Source organism: Devosia sp., from assembly GCF_017744655.1.
GTDB lineage: Bacteria > Pseudomonadota > Alphaproteobacteria > Rhizobiales > Devosiaceae > Devosia.
The window spans coordinates 19,720-33,161 of the sequence record NZ_JAGIAW010000009.1; the positions used below are offsets into that span (position 1 = coordinate 19,720).

At 62.2% G+C, this 13,442-nt stretch carries 13 protein-coding genes and 1 pseudogene; 10 read left to right on the plus strand and 4 right to left on the minus strand.

The genetic code is table 11. The features are described 5' to 3' along the window. Positions 1 to 154: 154 nt before the first annotated feature. From J7557_RS21505 to J7557_RS16460, 5 genes and pseudogenes are all read left to right on the plus strand, one after another. A pseudogene (locus J7557_RS21505) lies at positions 155 to 289 on the plus strand (LacI family DNA-binding transcriptional regulator); the annotation flags it as partial. After that, positions 290 to 1,162, plus strand: coding sequence for a substrate-binding domain-containing protein (locus J7557_RS16445; protein ID WP_291421131.1), 873 nt, complete (start codon positions 290 to 292; stop codon positions 1,160 to 1,162). It begins immediately after the preceding pseudogene. Between the two features lie 91 nt (positions 1,163 to 1,253). Further along, positions 1,254 to 2,288: a hydroxyacid dehydrogenase gene (locus J7557_RS16450; protein ID WP_291421132.1), complete on the plus strand. Its 1,035-nt coding sequence runs from the start codon at positions 1,254 to 1,256 to the stop codon at positions 2,286 to 2,288. A gap of 17 nt (positions 2,289 to 2,305) precedes the next feature. Further along, positions 2,306 to 3,829 (plus strand): aldehyde dehydrogenase family protein, encoded by a 1,524-nt coding sequence (locus J7557_RS16455; RefSeq protein ID WP_291421133.1) that lies wholly within the window; start codon positions 2,306 to 2,308, stop codon positions 3,827 to 3,829. 11 nt (positions 3,830 to 3,840) lie between these two features. Then, positions 3,841 to 4,920, plus strand: a complete 1,080-nt coding sequence (locus J7557_RS16460; protein ID WP_291421134.1) for an ABC transporter ATP-binding protein — start codon at positions 3,841 to 3,843, stop codon at positions 4,918 to 4,920. Positions 4,921 to 4,983: 63 nt separating this feature from the next. Here the strand turns inward: J7557_RS16460 and J7557_RS16465 are convergent, their stop codons facing one another. Then, positions 4,984 to 6,243, minus strand: a complete 1,260-nt coding sequence (locus tag J7557_RS16465; RefSeq protein ID WP_291421135.1) for an FAD-dependent oxidoreductase — start codon at positions 6,241 to 6,243, stop codon at positions 4,984 to 4,986. Beyond that, a complete protein-coding gene (locus tag J7557_RS16470; RefSeq protein ID WP_291421136.1) occupies positions 6,231 to 7,163 on the minus strand; it encodes a polysaccharide biosynthesis protein in 933 nt (310 codons plus the stop codon). Before J7557_RS16470 ends, J7557_RS16465 begins: the two co-directional genes overlap by 13 nt. A 439-nt stretch (positions 7,164 to 7,602) precedes the next feature. Here J7557_RS16470 and J7557_RS16475 point away from each other — a divergent pair, with 439 nt between their 5' ends. The 5 genes from J7557_RS16475 to J7557_RS16495 all read left to right on the plus strand — a co-directional run bounded on the left by J7557_RS16475 (position 7,603) and on the right by J7557_RS16495 (position 11,445). Next, complete coding sequence (locus J7557_RS16475) at positions 7,603 to 8,892, plus strand: EAL domain-containing protein (RefSeq protein WP_291421137.1); 1,290 nt, start codon at positions 7,603 to 7,605, stop codon at positions 8,890 to 8,892. A 178-nt stretch (positions 8,893 to 9,070) separates the two neighbouring features. Continuing rightward, positions 9,071 to 9,499: a peptidoglycan-binding protein gene (locus tag J7557_RS16480; RefSeq protein WP_291421138.1), complete on the plus strand. Its 429-nt coding sequence runs from the start codon at positions 9,071 to 9,073 to the stop codon at positions 9,497 to 9,499. A 268-nt stretch (positions 9,500 to 9,767) separates the two neighbouring features. After that, positions 9,768 to 9,983 carry a hypothetical protein gene (locus tag J7557_RS16485; RefSeq protein WP_291421139.1) on the plus strand — a complete coding sequence of 72 codons (216 nt, stop codon included), beginning with the start codon at positions 9,768 to 9,770 and terminating at the stop codon, positions 9,981 to 9,983. 410 nt (positions 9,984 to 10,393) lie between these two features. After that, a complete protein-coding gene (locus J7557_RS16490) occupies positions 10,394 to 11,179 on the plus strand; it encodes a hypothetical protein (RefSeq protein ID WP_291421140.1) in 786 nt (261 codons plus the stop codon). Next, complete coding sequence (locus J7557_RS16495; RefSeq protein WP_291421141.1) at positions 11,152 to 11,445, plus strand: hypothetical protein; 294 nt, start codon at positions 11,152 to 11,154, stop codon at positions 11,443 to 11,445. Before J7557_RS16490 ends, J7557_RS16495 begins: the two co-directional genes overlap by 28 nt. Before the next feature lie 40 nt (positions 11,446 to 11,485). Here J7557_RS16495 and J7557_RS16500 read toward each other — a convergent pair whose 3' ends face one another. Next, positions 11,486 to 12,229 carry an ATP-binding cassette domain-containing protein gene (locus J7557_RS16500; protein ID WP_291421142.1) on the minus strand — a complete coding sequence of 248 codons (744 nt, stop codon included), beginning with the start codon at positions 12,227 to 12,229 and terminating at the stop codon, positions 11,486 to 11,488. A gap of 9 nt (positions 12,230 to 12,238) precedes the next feature. Then, positions 12,239 to 13,438 (minus strand): alanine racemase, encoded by a 1,200-nt coding sequence (locus J7557_RS16505; protein WP_291421143.1) that lies wholly within the window; start codon positions 13,436 to 13,438, stop codon positions 12,239 to 12,241. Positions 13,439 to 13,442 lie beyond the last annotated feature (4 nt).

Here is a 13,442-nt window from a genome sequence, read left to right on the forward strand (position 1 = left end):
CCCGGCCTGCGGCGTCGAGATAGCCGTAAAGCATCATACGCAAATTTCCGTGTCAATGCGCAAATTGCTCTTTGCGCAAAACATTTGTTGCGGTTGCTTGCCAGGGGTTGCGCAGCTATGGTCCGCAAAAGTCCCGGCGGAGCGCTCTAAATCTATGGCAAGGTCAGCAAATCAGGTCGAACTGGCGCGGATTGCAGGGGTCTCCGTCAGCACGGTCTCCCGGGCCTTGTCCAATTCCAGGGGCATAAGCGCAGAATTGCGCACGCAAATCCTGCAGCTTGCAGACCAAATGGGCTATCGCAGCCGCGGCAGCAGCGAGCCGGAAAGCCGGACGATTCGCATGTATGTCACCACTAATGCCGCAACTGGTGGGCTTGCGACCTTCTACAATGTGCTTATCGACGCCATGCAAACGGCCGCTCGAGAGGCCGAGCTCACTCTCGAAATTCGCCTGAGCCACGACAAGGCGCTCGATCTCGCCCGTCTCGAGCGCGATGCCGGCCCAGACCCGGTAGCCGTGACGCTGGTCATGGGCATCGACCCGCCCGACGAAGTGCTGTCGCAATTCGGCCCTTCGCGGCCGCTGATCCTCGTCAACGCCTTCGACCCGCTGATGCGGTTCGATTGCGTCGCGCCCAATAATTACTACGGCGCCTATTGGGCGACGCGCCGACTGTTGGAGGCCGGACATCGGTCGCTGCTGCATGTGCGGGATCAACATCGGTGGACGACAACCCAGCGCGAGCGGGGCTTTCTAGCTGCTGTGGACGATACTGAAGGCGCCAAAGGAAGGGTTGTGGATATCCGCCTCGGCGATGACGAACTCCACACCGCAATAGCCGAACGCCAGGCCGGCACCGCCGATTGGACCGGCATTTTCTGCGTGCACGATATGGCCGCAGTCCGGGTTGTGCACGCCCTCGAAGCCGCGCATTTCCGCATCCCGCAGGACGTTTCCGTGGTAGGCTTCGATGACCTGCCGGCGGCCTCTCTGATGACCCCCAAACTCTCCACCATGCAGGTGGATTGCGTCGCCATGGGACAGGAAGCAATTGCCCTGGTTCTACGCCGTCTGGGCCAGCCCAATGCAAGGCCAATCCAGGTGGAAAGTGCCGTCACCTCCACCGAAGGCGGCACAATTGCGAAAATTTCCGCAACTTAAGAAATTTGCGTAACACACTTGCGAATTTGCGTAACGCATGCAATAGGCTCCTCGAGGGTGCGAAAAGCACCAGTATGACCGAGGACGCGACATGCACGAGGCACGCAACAGGACCGGCGGCAAACCGATACTGGCCTTTGCCCACGATCCCTCGTTGACGCGCGGGGTCTATTCCGACGCCGCTCTCGCGCGGCTCAGCGCCTTTTGCGACATTCCTAACCCCCGGCCGGTTCGCAGCTTCGAAGAAGCAGAAAGCAGGGAGCTTTTGTCCAAGGTCAATATCCTCGCTACCGGCTGGGGCTGTCCGCGACTGGACCTTGCAGCGCTGCGCGCCATGCCCAAACTCACCATGGTGGCGCATGGCGCCGGCACGGTGAAAAGCTTCGTCTCGCCCGCCATCTACGAAGCCGGTATTGCCGTGACCAATGCAGTCGCTGCTAACGCCGTTCCGGTGGCCGAATTTACGCTGGCCTGCATTCTGCTGGCCAATAAGCGCGTGCTTTTCCTGCGCGATCTCTATCGCGAAACGCGCCAAGGCCTGCAGCGCCATCCGGTCATGGAATCCTCCCTCGGCAATTACCGCAAGACGATCGGTATTGTCGGGGCCTCCCATATTGGCCGGCTGGTTCTCGACCTGTTGCGCCCCTTCGATTTCGCCGTGCTGCTCGCCGATCCCTATCTCTCGCCCGACGTAGCCAAGGACTTGGGTGCAAAACTCGTGTCCCTTGATGACCTCCTCGCGCAAAGCGATGTGGTTTCGTTGCACGCTCCGGCCCTCGCAAGCACCCGCCATATGATCGATGCCAGACGTCTGGCTCTGCTCGGCGATGGCACGACCTTCATCAATACGGCGCGCGGCAGCCTCGTCGACCAGGACGCACTTACTGCGGAGCTGGTATCGCGGCGCATCGATGCCGTTATCGACGTCACCGAGCCCGAAGTCCTGCCCGCGGCCTCGCCGCTTTACGATCTGCCCAATGTGCTGCTGACGCCACATATTGCTGGCGCAGTCGGCATGGAACGCGAACGGCTGGGAGATATGGCGGTCGACGAGATCGAGCGCTTCGTGACCGGCCAGCCGCTGCGCCACGCGATCGATCCGGCCCTGCTCGAAAAAATTGCCTAGATTAAAGGGAGTTGCTCATGTCCAGCCAGAGGACCGCCTTCGTCGAACCGCGTCGTGAAGATGCCCGCTTCACCCAGAAGCGGCGCTACCAGATGCTGATCGACGGCAAATCCGTGGAGGCGGAGAGCGGAGAAACCATTACCCGCGAAAGCCCGGCCTATGCCGATCTCGTGGTTTCGGAAATTCCCAGGGCAACGAAAGGCGATGCCGAGCGCGCCATTCTCGCGGCACGGCACGCCTTCGATGAGGGTCCGTGGCCACGCATGTCAGGCAGCGAACGCAGCCGCATCCTGGCGCGGGTTGGCGAAGCCATCTACGAACACCGCGAAGAGCTGGCAGTGATCGAATGCCTCGAAGTGGGCAAGACCATCCGCCAGGCGCGCGGCGAAATGGGCGCTTCGGCCGAATTCTGGCGCTATGCCGCCGGCCACGCTCAGGGCCTGACGGGCGAAACGCACAATAGTCTCGGCGACAATGCCATCGGCCTGATGCTGCGCGAGCCTGTCGGCGTCGTCGGCATCATCACGCCGTGGAATTTCCCGCTGCTGATCGGTTCGGAACGTGTGCCGTGGGCTCTTGGCGCCGGCTGCACCGTGGTCGTCAAGCCAAGCGAATTCACCTCCGGCTCCACCATCCGCATGGCCGAACTGGCGCGCGATTGCGGCTTGCCCGATGGCGTCTTCAACGTCATCACCGGCTATGGCGACCCGGTGGGCCAGCTTCTTGCCGAACACCCGGCGACCGACTTCCTGTCCTTTACCGGCTCCTTCCGCGTCGGCCAGATCGTGGGTGGCCTCGCAGCCTCCAATATCAAGCGCGTCGGGCTCGAACTCGGCGGCAAAGGCCCGCAGATCATTTTCGCCGATAGCGACCTTGAAGCGGCGTCCGACGCCGTCGCCCGCTCGATTTTCGGCGTGGGCGGCCAGGCCTGCATTGCCGGCAGCCGTCTGATCGTTGAAGCACCGGCCCGCGAGGAAATGCTCGAGCGCCTCACCAAAATCGCCGACAAGGTCGTGATCGGCGACCCGCTCGACGAAAACGTGCATGTCGGCTCGCTCATTCACCGGCCGCACCTGGAAAAGGTTGAGTCCTACGTCAATGCCGGGCGCAAGGCTGGGGCTCGCCTCGTCACCGGCGGCGAGCGGCTGAGCAATGTCGGCAACTATTACGCGCCCACGATATTCGACGCGGTCGACACCGATATGAGCATTGCCCGCGACGAGATTTTCGGACCGGTGCTTGCGACCTTCAGCTTCGAGACACCGGAACAGGCGGTCGCGCTCGCCAATGACACCCAATACGGCCTTTCGGCCGGCATCTGGAGCCGCGACATCACCAAGGCGATGCGCACTATCCGCCAGGTCCGCGCGGGACGCACCTGGATCAATTCAGCCGGTGGCGGCGCCCCGGAAATGGGCATTGGCGGCTTCAAGCAGAGCGGGATCGGCCGCGAAATGGGTCACTACGGCTTTGACGAATACAGCACCTTCAAGAACGTGTTCATGGGGCTCAACCCCGTCAGCACGCCGTGGGTGGAATAAGGGAGGACTGCATGGGTTGGGTTGAACTGAATGGCGTCCGCAAGGTTTTTGGCGGCGTCGAAGTCATTCACGGCGTAGATCTGAATATTGCCGAGGGCGAATTTGTCGCCCTGGTTGGCCCTTCGGGCTGCGGCAAGTCCACGCTGCTGCGCATGATCGCGGGACTGGAGGAAGTCACGGGCGGAGAAATCTCCATCGGCGGCGAAGTGGTCAATGACCTCAGCCCGCGCGACCGCAACATCGCCATGGTGTTCCAGTCCTATGCACTCTACCCGCATATGACCGTGGCCGAGAATATGGGGTTCAACCTCAAGCTCTCGGGCATGAGCAAAGCCCAGCAGAAGCCGCTGATCGACGAGGCGGCGCGCATGCTTGACCTCACCGCGCTTCTCGACCGCCGGCCGGCCCAGCTCTCCGGCGGCCAGCGCCAGCGTGTCGCCATGGGACGCGCCGTGGTGCGCGATCCCTCCGTCTTCCTCTTCGATGAGCCGCTGTCCAATCTCGACGCAAAACTGCGCGTGCAGATGCGCGCCGAGATCAAGATGCTGCACAAGAAGGTTGGCCGGACCGCGATCTATGTCACCCACGACCAGATCGAAGCCATGACACTGGCCGATCGCGTCGTGGTGCTCAATGGCGGCAAGATCGAGCAGGAAGGCTCGCCCATGGAGCTCTATCTGCGTCCCGCCAATACGTTCGTTGCTGGTTTCATCGGCTCACCGGCGATGAACCTGCTCGACGCCACCGCGCGCCGTTCCGGCGAAACCTTCACTGCCGTCATGTCCGATGGCGACGCCTTGCCATTGCCTGCCGGCCTCGCAGTGACGGATGGCCAGGCCATCAAGGTCGGGCTGCGCCCCGAACACCTCAACCCTGCCGGCACCGGCGGCGGTTCGCTGGCCGGTGCCGTGGTGCTGACCGAGTTGACGGGTGCACAGGCACACATCGTCTTCCGCTATGTCGGGCACGAACTCACCGCCGTCATCGACAGCATGCAAGCTCCCGAACCAGACGGCAATTTTACGGCCCGTATTGCCGCGGACCAGATCCATGTCTTTGACGGTGCTTCAGGCCGCAGCCTGCGAGCCTGATCGAAAGACCACTCGAAAAGCGATGCGGAGCAGCGCCAAGGCGCCGCTCCGCATGCAATAGTCTTACCGGAGACGCCCCGACAGATTGGGCAAGGCCGGCGGATGCTCAGGCGCCTGGGCGGCACGGCCGTTCGCGGCGCCCCATACGTTTCGGGACAGGTGTGAAAGCACCGAGAGGGCCCCGCGACGCGACGGCATGAACCAGGCAAAGAACAGGACGCGGATCACCCAGGCCAGACGACCGGTGAACTGCAGCCCCCAAAGCTCGGTGACGCCACGCTGGCCGGCAAGGCCTGCGGCCTGCCCAAGTCCGCGGAAATTGAAGCCCTTGACCGACTGACCCTTGATGGTGCGGGCAATGTTGCGTCCCACGCAATCGCCCTGCTTCATCGCCCAAAGGGCGTTGGCCGGGCAGGGCTCGCCGGTGCCAGGATGCGCCACGGAAGCGATATCGCCGGCAACCCAGATATTGTGGTTTCCGCGGACGCGCAGATCGTCATCGGCGATGATCTGGCCAGCCTCGTTGCGCGGCAGGGATTCCGTGCCAGGCAGGACGCGGAAGCTCACACCGGCGGCCACCACGGAAAGATCGGAGGCAATCGTCCTGCCGTCGGCGAGCTCGACATGGTCCTTGTCTATCCGCGACACCCGTACGCCCTGATGGAGCTGCACGCCCTGGCCAACCAACTGGCGCGTGGCCGTCTCGGCGATATGGTTGAAGTTGGGACGCAGCGAGGGCAGAAGCGCTTCGCTCGACGAGACCAAGTGCACATTGACCTTGCCCGAACCGGCTCGACCATAGCGCGCGGCGAGAGCCGAAGCGGTTTCGACACCGGCAAGGCCACCGCCGACCACGACCACATTGCGCGTTCCCTGCGCCGTCGCGTCGCGGCTTTCGAGTTCGCCCACGAGCTTCTGCATGTCGCGCGAATTCTTCACGCACCAGCCGTTCTCGGCCAATCCGGGAATGCGATCGAACGGATCGATGGAGCCAGCGGCGATCACGAGATGCTCGAAACGGATCTCGCGCTTGCTGCCTTCGCTTTCGACGGTCAGCGACTGGCCCGGCAGGTCGGCCGAAACGACTTCGCCCTGCATAAAGCTATTGCCCAGGATGGGTTCGAGCGGGGTCAGCGTGCTGCCCACGGCCAGGTCGCCGGACAGCACTTCGCCCGTCCAGCCATGATAGGTGTGGTGCCGGTCGCGCGAGACCAGGGTCAGTTCGACCTCGCCGCGCGCGAGCTGGGCACCGAGGCGCGAACGCAGAACCGAAAAGGCATGGAGGCCAGCATAGCCGCCACCCAGGATGACTATGCGGCGCATGTGACCTGTTCCTCTGCCGGTGCGAATGTTCTGGACGGTACGCCCTCGACCAGCTTCCCGAATGAGCGGAACGGCGCGAGGTGGAAGCCGAGGTCCTCGTGTTCTTTCGCAAGCTTCAGGATGTACTCGGCCTGATCGACCTGAGCGTCGCCCATGCAGAAATGCCCGTGGTGACCGGAAAGGGCGAGCAGCATGGTTTCGGCAAGGCAGGCATAGGCCAGCTTGGGCGCCAGTGCGATCGAACCGCGCAGATCAAAGCCCGGAATTTCAACGAGGCCACCGTCCACGATCAGCACGTCCGGACGCTCGGTCAGCAAGCGTTCGTCGGTGTTGCGCGGCACAGTGTCGTCGAGCACGATGGCATTGCGCTTGAGATGCTCGCTGCGCAGCAGGGCATCGGGAGAAGAGGTCAGCAACACGACGAGGTCGGCCTTGGCGACATCGGCCATGTCCGTGCTGACGCTGGCTTCGACACCGTCACGGCGCACATCGGCAGCCAGCGCCTCAAGACGCTTCTCGTTGCGCGCAACCAGCAGGAGGCGGCCCGGATGCTGGCGGGCATAGAGCCGGGTCAGGCATGAACCAACGCTGCCCGTAGCACCGACAATGGCGATCAGGGGATCATGACCGAGCGAGCCCAGGAGTTTTTCGATGGCCTGCAAAGTCATCGCGGCGGTAAAGGCATTGCCGTTGGTCACGCCGATATCCTGGCGCTTGGCAAAGGCCCGGCCGCCCACGGAGGCCGGCGCGGTCAGCGCGCCAAGACCCACGACGGAGGCGCCAAGATCGCGCGCCTTGTCGATCGCTGCAGAAATACGGCCCTGCACCTGCGACCGGGGCAGTGTCAGCAACTGGGTTGGCGTAAGGGGAACAGTGATGATCCGGCCGACAACTTTGCCAGGCAGATCAACCCGAGACATCTTGCCGGTGACCATCGGCGGAACCGGGAGATGCTTTAGAGCACTTCTCCAAATGACTTCGGGAACCAGAGAGAACGGCTTACCGAACAATATCCCCATATCTGCCCGCAGCGTATTTCTCGGGTGCACCAAGAACGCAAACTCAGACTGCATAACAACCCCGCCATGGTTGCGCCGCTACTGGCGACGCCGCAGAAAGGGTTTTAGCACAATTTTAAGAAAAGTTTAACGAACTGTTCAGAGACTTTAAGACTTAGTTAACGCGACCCGTTCAAATGCATGAAAACATGGCAACACACGTTTAAGCCTTTGCCTCTATGATGCTATTTTGGAGTATCTCCGTAGCGCCTAGCGTCAGGCCTGTTGCGAATGGCAGGGGGTTCCTGCTTCTCGCCTGAAAATTCGAGGCCTCGCTGCGGCTGGGAAGCAGGGGTTGGTCATGAGTGCAGAGCCGGACATTTTCGACCTCAAGGGTCTGACGACCGCTTTGGACGACAAGGCGGAATATTCGCTGAGACGCGCGCTCGAAGCCGTTCGCGTGCACCTCGGGATGCAGGTGGCCTATGTCTCGGAGTTCGTGGGCGACCGTTCCTATTTCCGCGAGGTCGACGCTCCGGGGCTTGAACATGTCATCAAGCCCGGCGACTCCATGCCGCTCGATTATGTCTATTGCCGGCACATCCTCGAAGGCCGCCTGCCGGAGCTGATGCCTGATGTTCTCGACGAGCCCTTCGCAGCCAGCATGCCCTTCACCACCGATATGGGCATTCGCGCCCATATGAGCGTTCCCATCAAGCTGCAGGATGGCACGACCCACGGCATGTTCTGCTGCATCAGCACAGAGCCGCAGCCTTCTCTCAATATGCGCGACCTGAAGATGATGCGCGCCGTCGCCGAACTGACGGCCGTTCTCATCGGTCGCGAAATCGACGCGACGACCGAGCACCGAACCAATCTCGAACGGATCCAGCGCGTCCTTGCCAGCGACGAACTCTCCATCGTCGTACAGCCTATCTACCGGATCGCCGATCATCGCCTGGTTGGGTTCGAATGCCTGTCGCGCTTTGCCAGCCCCGAAGGCTGGACGCCTGATATCTGGTTCACCATGGCTGCATCCGTCGGTCTCGGCATCGAACTCGAAATGATGGCTGTCCAGAAGGGCCTTGCGCTGCTCGATCTCTTCCCCAAGGACATCTATCTGACCTTCAACGTCTCGCCCGAAACGATCATTTCCGGCGCCGTGGCGGAATCCATCAAAGGCAAGGACGGACGGCGGGTCGTCGTCGAAATCACCGAACATGCCAGCGTCTCGGACTACGAAGATCTTGGCCGCGCCCTGAACGAGATCAGAGTCAACGGCGTTCGTCTCGCCGTGGACGATGCGGGTGCCGGCTATGCCAGCCTGCGTCATATCCTGGCGCTGCAGCCCGATATCATCAAGCTCGACATCAGCCTCACCCGGAACATCCAGGATGACTTGGCGCGCCATGCCCTGGCGGCTGCCCTTGTGCATTTCGGCCGCGAGACCAAGAGCCAGATTCTGGCCGAAGGCGTGGAAACGGCCGTCGAATTCGAAGCCCTACGCAAACTCGGCGTCGAGACGGCACAGGGATATTTTATCGGCCGGCCGATGCCCTGCGCCGAAGCCTGCCTGCTTATTGCGCAGCAGCAGATTGCCGCAAGGCCGCGTCCGAAGCTGGCGACTCCGAATATAAAGGCCGCGATCTAGCGCGATGCCATCGACGGGTGGTCATTCCCATCCGTCGTCATCTGCCTCGTGCGACCTGCTTTAGGCCGAAAGAAACTCGGACCTTGATCAGTTCCGACGCACTGGCGGCGGGGCTAGGCTATCCGCTCGCCAGGCGGGACGGCCCGCCGCGTTCAACCGGCGCGAGGAGCCCGTTGATATGTCTGGGTGGCTTCGATTCTGCTGCGTGATAGTGCTGGCCCTGCTGCCGATTGCGCCGACGCAGTCGCAGGACTTCTTTCAGACGTTGATCACCATCATGAACGAGAACGCGCCGGCGGCGCCCGGTTCGCGCCTGCCGCTCGTGCGCGCTCCAGAGACCGATCCGGGCGTTCTGGAGGTACAGCGGCAGCTTGCCAATCTTGGTTATGATGTCGGGGTTCCCGATGGCGTCATGGGGCCGCGGACGCGCCAGGCGACAGCGAACTATCAGCAATCCATCGGCGCCATGCCAACTGGCACATTGACGCCGGGCGAGCGTAGCGCGCTTCTCGGTGGCGGTTCCCCCGCAACGCAGACGCCCATCGCCATGGCGCCAAGGGCCAAGCCGGGTTCGACCTGCTGCACGATGCGACCTACCGGGCAATGATTTCCGTTCTGGCATGAGCGATCCCGCCCTCAAGGGTATCGTGCTCGACGGTTGCATGGCCGCCTGTGCGGCCGACGCCCAATGCCAGGCTTTCACCTAAAATACCTCAGCCAGGGGTCTGCTTTCTCAAATCCGCCGCGACCAATCCTTCGGCCTATGGCGGCGCCATCTCCGGCATGCGCAGGCGGGTGGAAGTTTTGCGCAGACCCCGTCGGCGGTCGCCGCTCTCGCCGCCGAACGGCTGCTATCGCCGGCTGAAGTAGCGCAATTGCAGGCGGGCCCTTCGAAGCATGGCTATAATGCCGGCGTGCCCGACGGGGTTGCTGGTGGCAAGACGCGTGCCGCGATTGCGCGGTTTCTGGGCGACAATCCCGGCCAGGCTAGCCACGAGATCAATGTCGCCCTGATGCAGGCCGTGCTGGAGCAATCGGCAGTGCCGTCGCCTCCGATCGCCATTGATGCGAGTCAATATCGCACATTTTGAGGAAGTCGATCGCGATTTTGCGCTGATTGCCCTGGCCAAGGATCCATCCATTCTCGACCAGTCCGGCGTGCTGCAGACCTGGTTCAGCCGCGGCGCCCGCAGCGCCGATTTTGGCGACAATTTTGCACTCATCACTGCCTATGACAAAGGCAATGCGGTCGAGTGCGAAACCATCCTCGCAAACTACCGCCAGACCTTGCTCGACGAAGCCAAGGCATTCGTGGCCGATCCGGCAAATCTGAAATTTCACATCAGGATCACCAATCCCGTCCAGTTCGATGCTTTCGAGCCCGGTCAGGGGCTTCTCATCCGGCCCGGGTCCAGCGATGTACTGGACGACAAACGCCTGCTCTATCGCACCGTGGTGTCTATTTCGAAATACCCAGGCATGGAGGCGGGGGTCTGTGGCAATGGCGTTGCGCCCTACCCGCATCGAAGCGCTGGGCCTGAAAGCGGATGTTCGCAGCGGCGCACTCATCCGCATCGAAGATGTCGTCATGCCGGGGACCGGCGGCGCGGGCAACGGCGTCGGGCTCGATCTCGTCGTCGATAGCGTCGAGGTCGTGGCGCATCCCGAAGGCGGCAAGCCCATGCCGCTGATCAGAACGCGGTTCGACAGCGCCTGGTATCCGGGCGACCCGCCCGTCACGGCAACCACCGCCGCAGAACTCGAAGCACTCACAGCGGCAAACAGCGCTCAGGGCGGTTCTGATATTCCAGAGGGATGGGACATTGTCGGGCAGCAACCGGGCCAGTCGCTCGAAGAAGCGGATGCCATCATCCGCGATCATATGGAGGTTGCCGCCGTCTATGAGCGCCAGCAGGGCCAGCGCCAGCCGCCTTATTTCAGCAATGAGATTTCCTATCGCGACGCGACACTTTCAGAAGCCACCACGCTGATCTACGAACCAACCAAGGCCGGCGATATCGTGTTCCTGATCGCGCGAAGTCGGCAAGCCTGCCGACACCATGCCAGCCGAGGATATCCTTGCGGGTCTACCCAAGAAGTACGGGGCAGAAAACCTGGCGGACCAGGGCATGCCCGGTCAGTTCTTTATCCGCTGGCACTCGCGGGAAACGCCGGGATCGAGCCGAGGCAAGAGCGATGTGCAGCATTGCGGCGCGCCCTCCGTGGGGGCCCAGGGCTATTGGACACCCGTCGAAGGCAGTGTCGAGGCCATGGCTCCCGAGCATAGCGGGCAATATCCAGGTGCGCGGCTATGTGGTCCTGCCAGCGCCCTCTGACATCAATGCCGAGCTTCTGGAACTTGGCCAGCTCGATTGTGGTGTCTCGGTCACGGCCAACAAACACAAGACGGGCAACAACGACTCTCTCATGATCCAGATGTTCGACTATGCCGGCTATGCCAGAGCTTTTGCCCAAGCCCAGGAACTGGCGGAAAGTGCCAAGGCGGAAGACGGCGCCCCCGAAGAGGCAGCGCCGCTCGATATCGAACTCTGAATGGCGCGGGCCCGAGCCCGCGCACCAGATATCAAACAGCCTATACGCCGGTGATCATCGAGACGATTTCGTTCTTGTCGGTGTTGGCGGTTTCGCGCACCCCAATCTGCTTACCGCGGCGCAGCACGCAGATGCGATCGGAGAGACGAAAGACCTGGTCGAGACTATGGCTGATGATCAGGACGCCTATATTTCGCGATTTCAGGGCCACCACGGTTTTTTCGACCTTGGCGGTTTCCGCGACGCCGAGGGCTGCGGTCGGCTCGTCCAGCAGCACCAGCTTGCGCGCCCAATGGGTGGCGCGGGCAATGGCGATACCCTGCCGCTGGCCGCCAGAGAGATCGCTGATCGTGGCGTGGGCCGATGGAATGCGCACATCGAGTTCGGTGACGAGGCGGTCGGTTTCGGCGATCATCTGGCGTCTATCGAGGACGCGGAACGGCCCTTTAGTGAGTTCACGGCCAAGGAACAAGTTCATATAGACAGGTTGCTGATCGACCAAAGCCAGGTCTTGATAGACGACCTCGATGCCATGTTCCCGCGCTTTCGTGGCGTTGGGCATGGAGACTTCCTGGCCATCGATGCGGATGGCGCCGGAGGTTGGGGCATACACGCCCGAGATGATCTTTATGAGCGTCGACTTGCCGGCGCCATTATCGCCGACAAGGGCCACGACTTCGCCGGCCCGCACATCAAGAGAAAAATCCTCGATGGCGACAATACCGCCAAAGGCCTTACGGATATTGCTCAGCTCCAGCACGGGAGCGCTTGCGGTATCGAGCATGTCTCCCTCCTACACCGGCCAGCTTTCGGGCTCGCCAAACCCGTTCTCGATGCTTTCAACCTTTGGCTTGCCCGAGGCAATACCGGAAACGCCGACGACATAGGCGCGGGTGACAAAGGCCTGCCCCCGGAAGCCAAAGACGGCCGTGTCACCGGGACGCGGCACGCGGGCACTCGTGGCGTCGATCATAGCATAATAGTCGATGGCCGATGGCGGCGGGATTTCGACTTCGAGGAGAGAAGCGGCATCGGTCGTGGGCTCGGGCGAGACCAGCGCCTTGACGGGATAGTCGGGGAAGATCGGATCAATGTAAAATCCGCCGCCGAAACAATAGGCCCGCCCCCCCGAGAGGTGGGACACTTCGGTGAGGTAGAGCACGGCGGGTAGTTCCGGCAGGTCTTCTACTACATGGAGGGCCGTGGTGCCGTGAATGCCATTGCCCGGTTCGCATTGGGTGGCGCCCGCTTCGGCAAGACCCTTCAACAGCACGGATGAGGTTGTGCCCGGAGCATTGACCTCGATGTCGTGGTGACCGGCGCGGCGGAGGGCCTCAGCGGCGCGAGAAAGCGTGGTCAGGTTCGGTGTCGGCTTCACTTTCCGGCTCTCGTGATCGAAGAGCAGAGCCGGGAAAGTTGTGATGCCGGCAAAGCGGCCGCCCTCGATGCGGTCAAAGCCATTGGCCACGTCAGCGATATCGGCAGCGTCGAACCCACCTTCATGGCCGCGATAGAAGGTGTCGCCGTCGGCCTTGATGCGCGCGAGGAGGTTCTGGCGATAGCCCGCCTTATGCGCGGCGCGACCAGCCTCATGCGCTTTTTCTGCGTTGAAGACGGTCCAGTAGTCAGGCCTGAAGGTATGGGCTGCGGCATCGGCTTCGGCGCGGGCGACCTGGGAAAGGTGGCCAAGATGCCCCACGGGCATGCCGGCGCGATGGGTGGCGCGGGCACAGGCCATGTCGACGGCTACAGACTTTTCGATGCCGCCGCGCTGAACCGCGTGACAAAAGCTGGACGAGCGCCCGGCCTGCTTGGTCATGGCGAAGATTTTGAGGCCGTTCTTGTCGGCCTCGGTCTTGAGGATACAGGCATTAGCTTCGACCGCATCGAGATCAAGCACATAGGAATTGGCCGGGATCTGGCCGGACTGGTGCAGCGCCATGGCCGCTTCGATGAAGCGTGGATTGCGGCGGCGGAGAACGTCGAGAAACATAGTT

Coding starts and splice junctions, on each gene's coding strand:
- J7557_RS16445 (WP_291421131.1), top strand. CDS start 290: ATGGGCTATCGCAGCCGCGGCAGCAGCGAGCCGGAAAGCCGGACGATT.
- J7557_RS16450 (WP_291421132.1), top strand. CDS start 1,254: ATGCACGAGGCACGCAACAGGACCGGCGGCAAACCGATACTGGCCTTT.
- J7557_RS16455 (WP_291421133.1), top strand. CDS start 2,306: ATGTCCAGCCAGAGGACCGCCTTCGTCGAACCGCGTCGTGAAGATGCC.
- J7557_RS16460 (WP_291421134.1), top strand. CDS start 3,841: ATGGGTTGGGTTGAACTGAATGGCGTCCGCAAGGTTTTTGGCGGCGTC.
- J7557_RS16465 (WP_291421135.1), bottom strand. CDS start 6,243: ATGCGCCGCATAGTCATCCTGGGTGGCGGCTATGCTGGCCTCCATGCC.
- J7557_RS16470 (WP_291421136.1), bottom strand. CDS start 7,163: ATGTCTCGGGTTGATCTGCCTGGCAAAGTTGTCGGCCGGATCATCACT.
- J7557_RS16475 (WP_291421137.1), top strand. CDS start 7,603: ATGAGTGCAGAGCCGGACATTTTCGACCTCAAGGGTCTGACGACCGCT.
- J7557_RS16480 (WP_291421138.1), top strand. CDS start 9,071: ATGTCTGGGTGGCTTCGATTCTGCTGCGTGATAGTGCTGGCCCTGCTG.
- J7557_RS16490 (WP_291421140.1), top strand. CDS start 10,394: ATGGCGTTGCGCCCTACCCGCATCGAAGCGCTGGGCCTGAAAGCGGAT.
- J7557_RS16500 (WP_291421142.1), bottom strand. CDS start 12,229: ATGCTCGATACCGCAAGCGCTCCCGTGCTGGAGCTGAGCAATATCCGT.
- J7557_RS16505 (WP_291421143.1), bottom strand. CDS start 13,438: ATGTTTCTCGACGTTCTCCGCCGCCGCAATCCACGCTTCATCGAAGCG.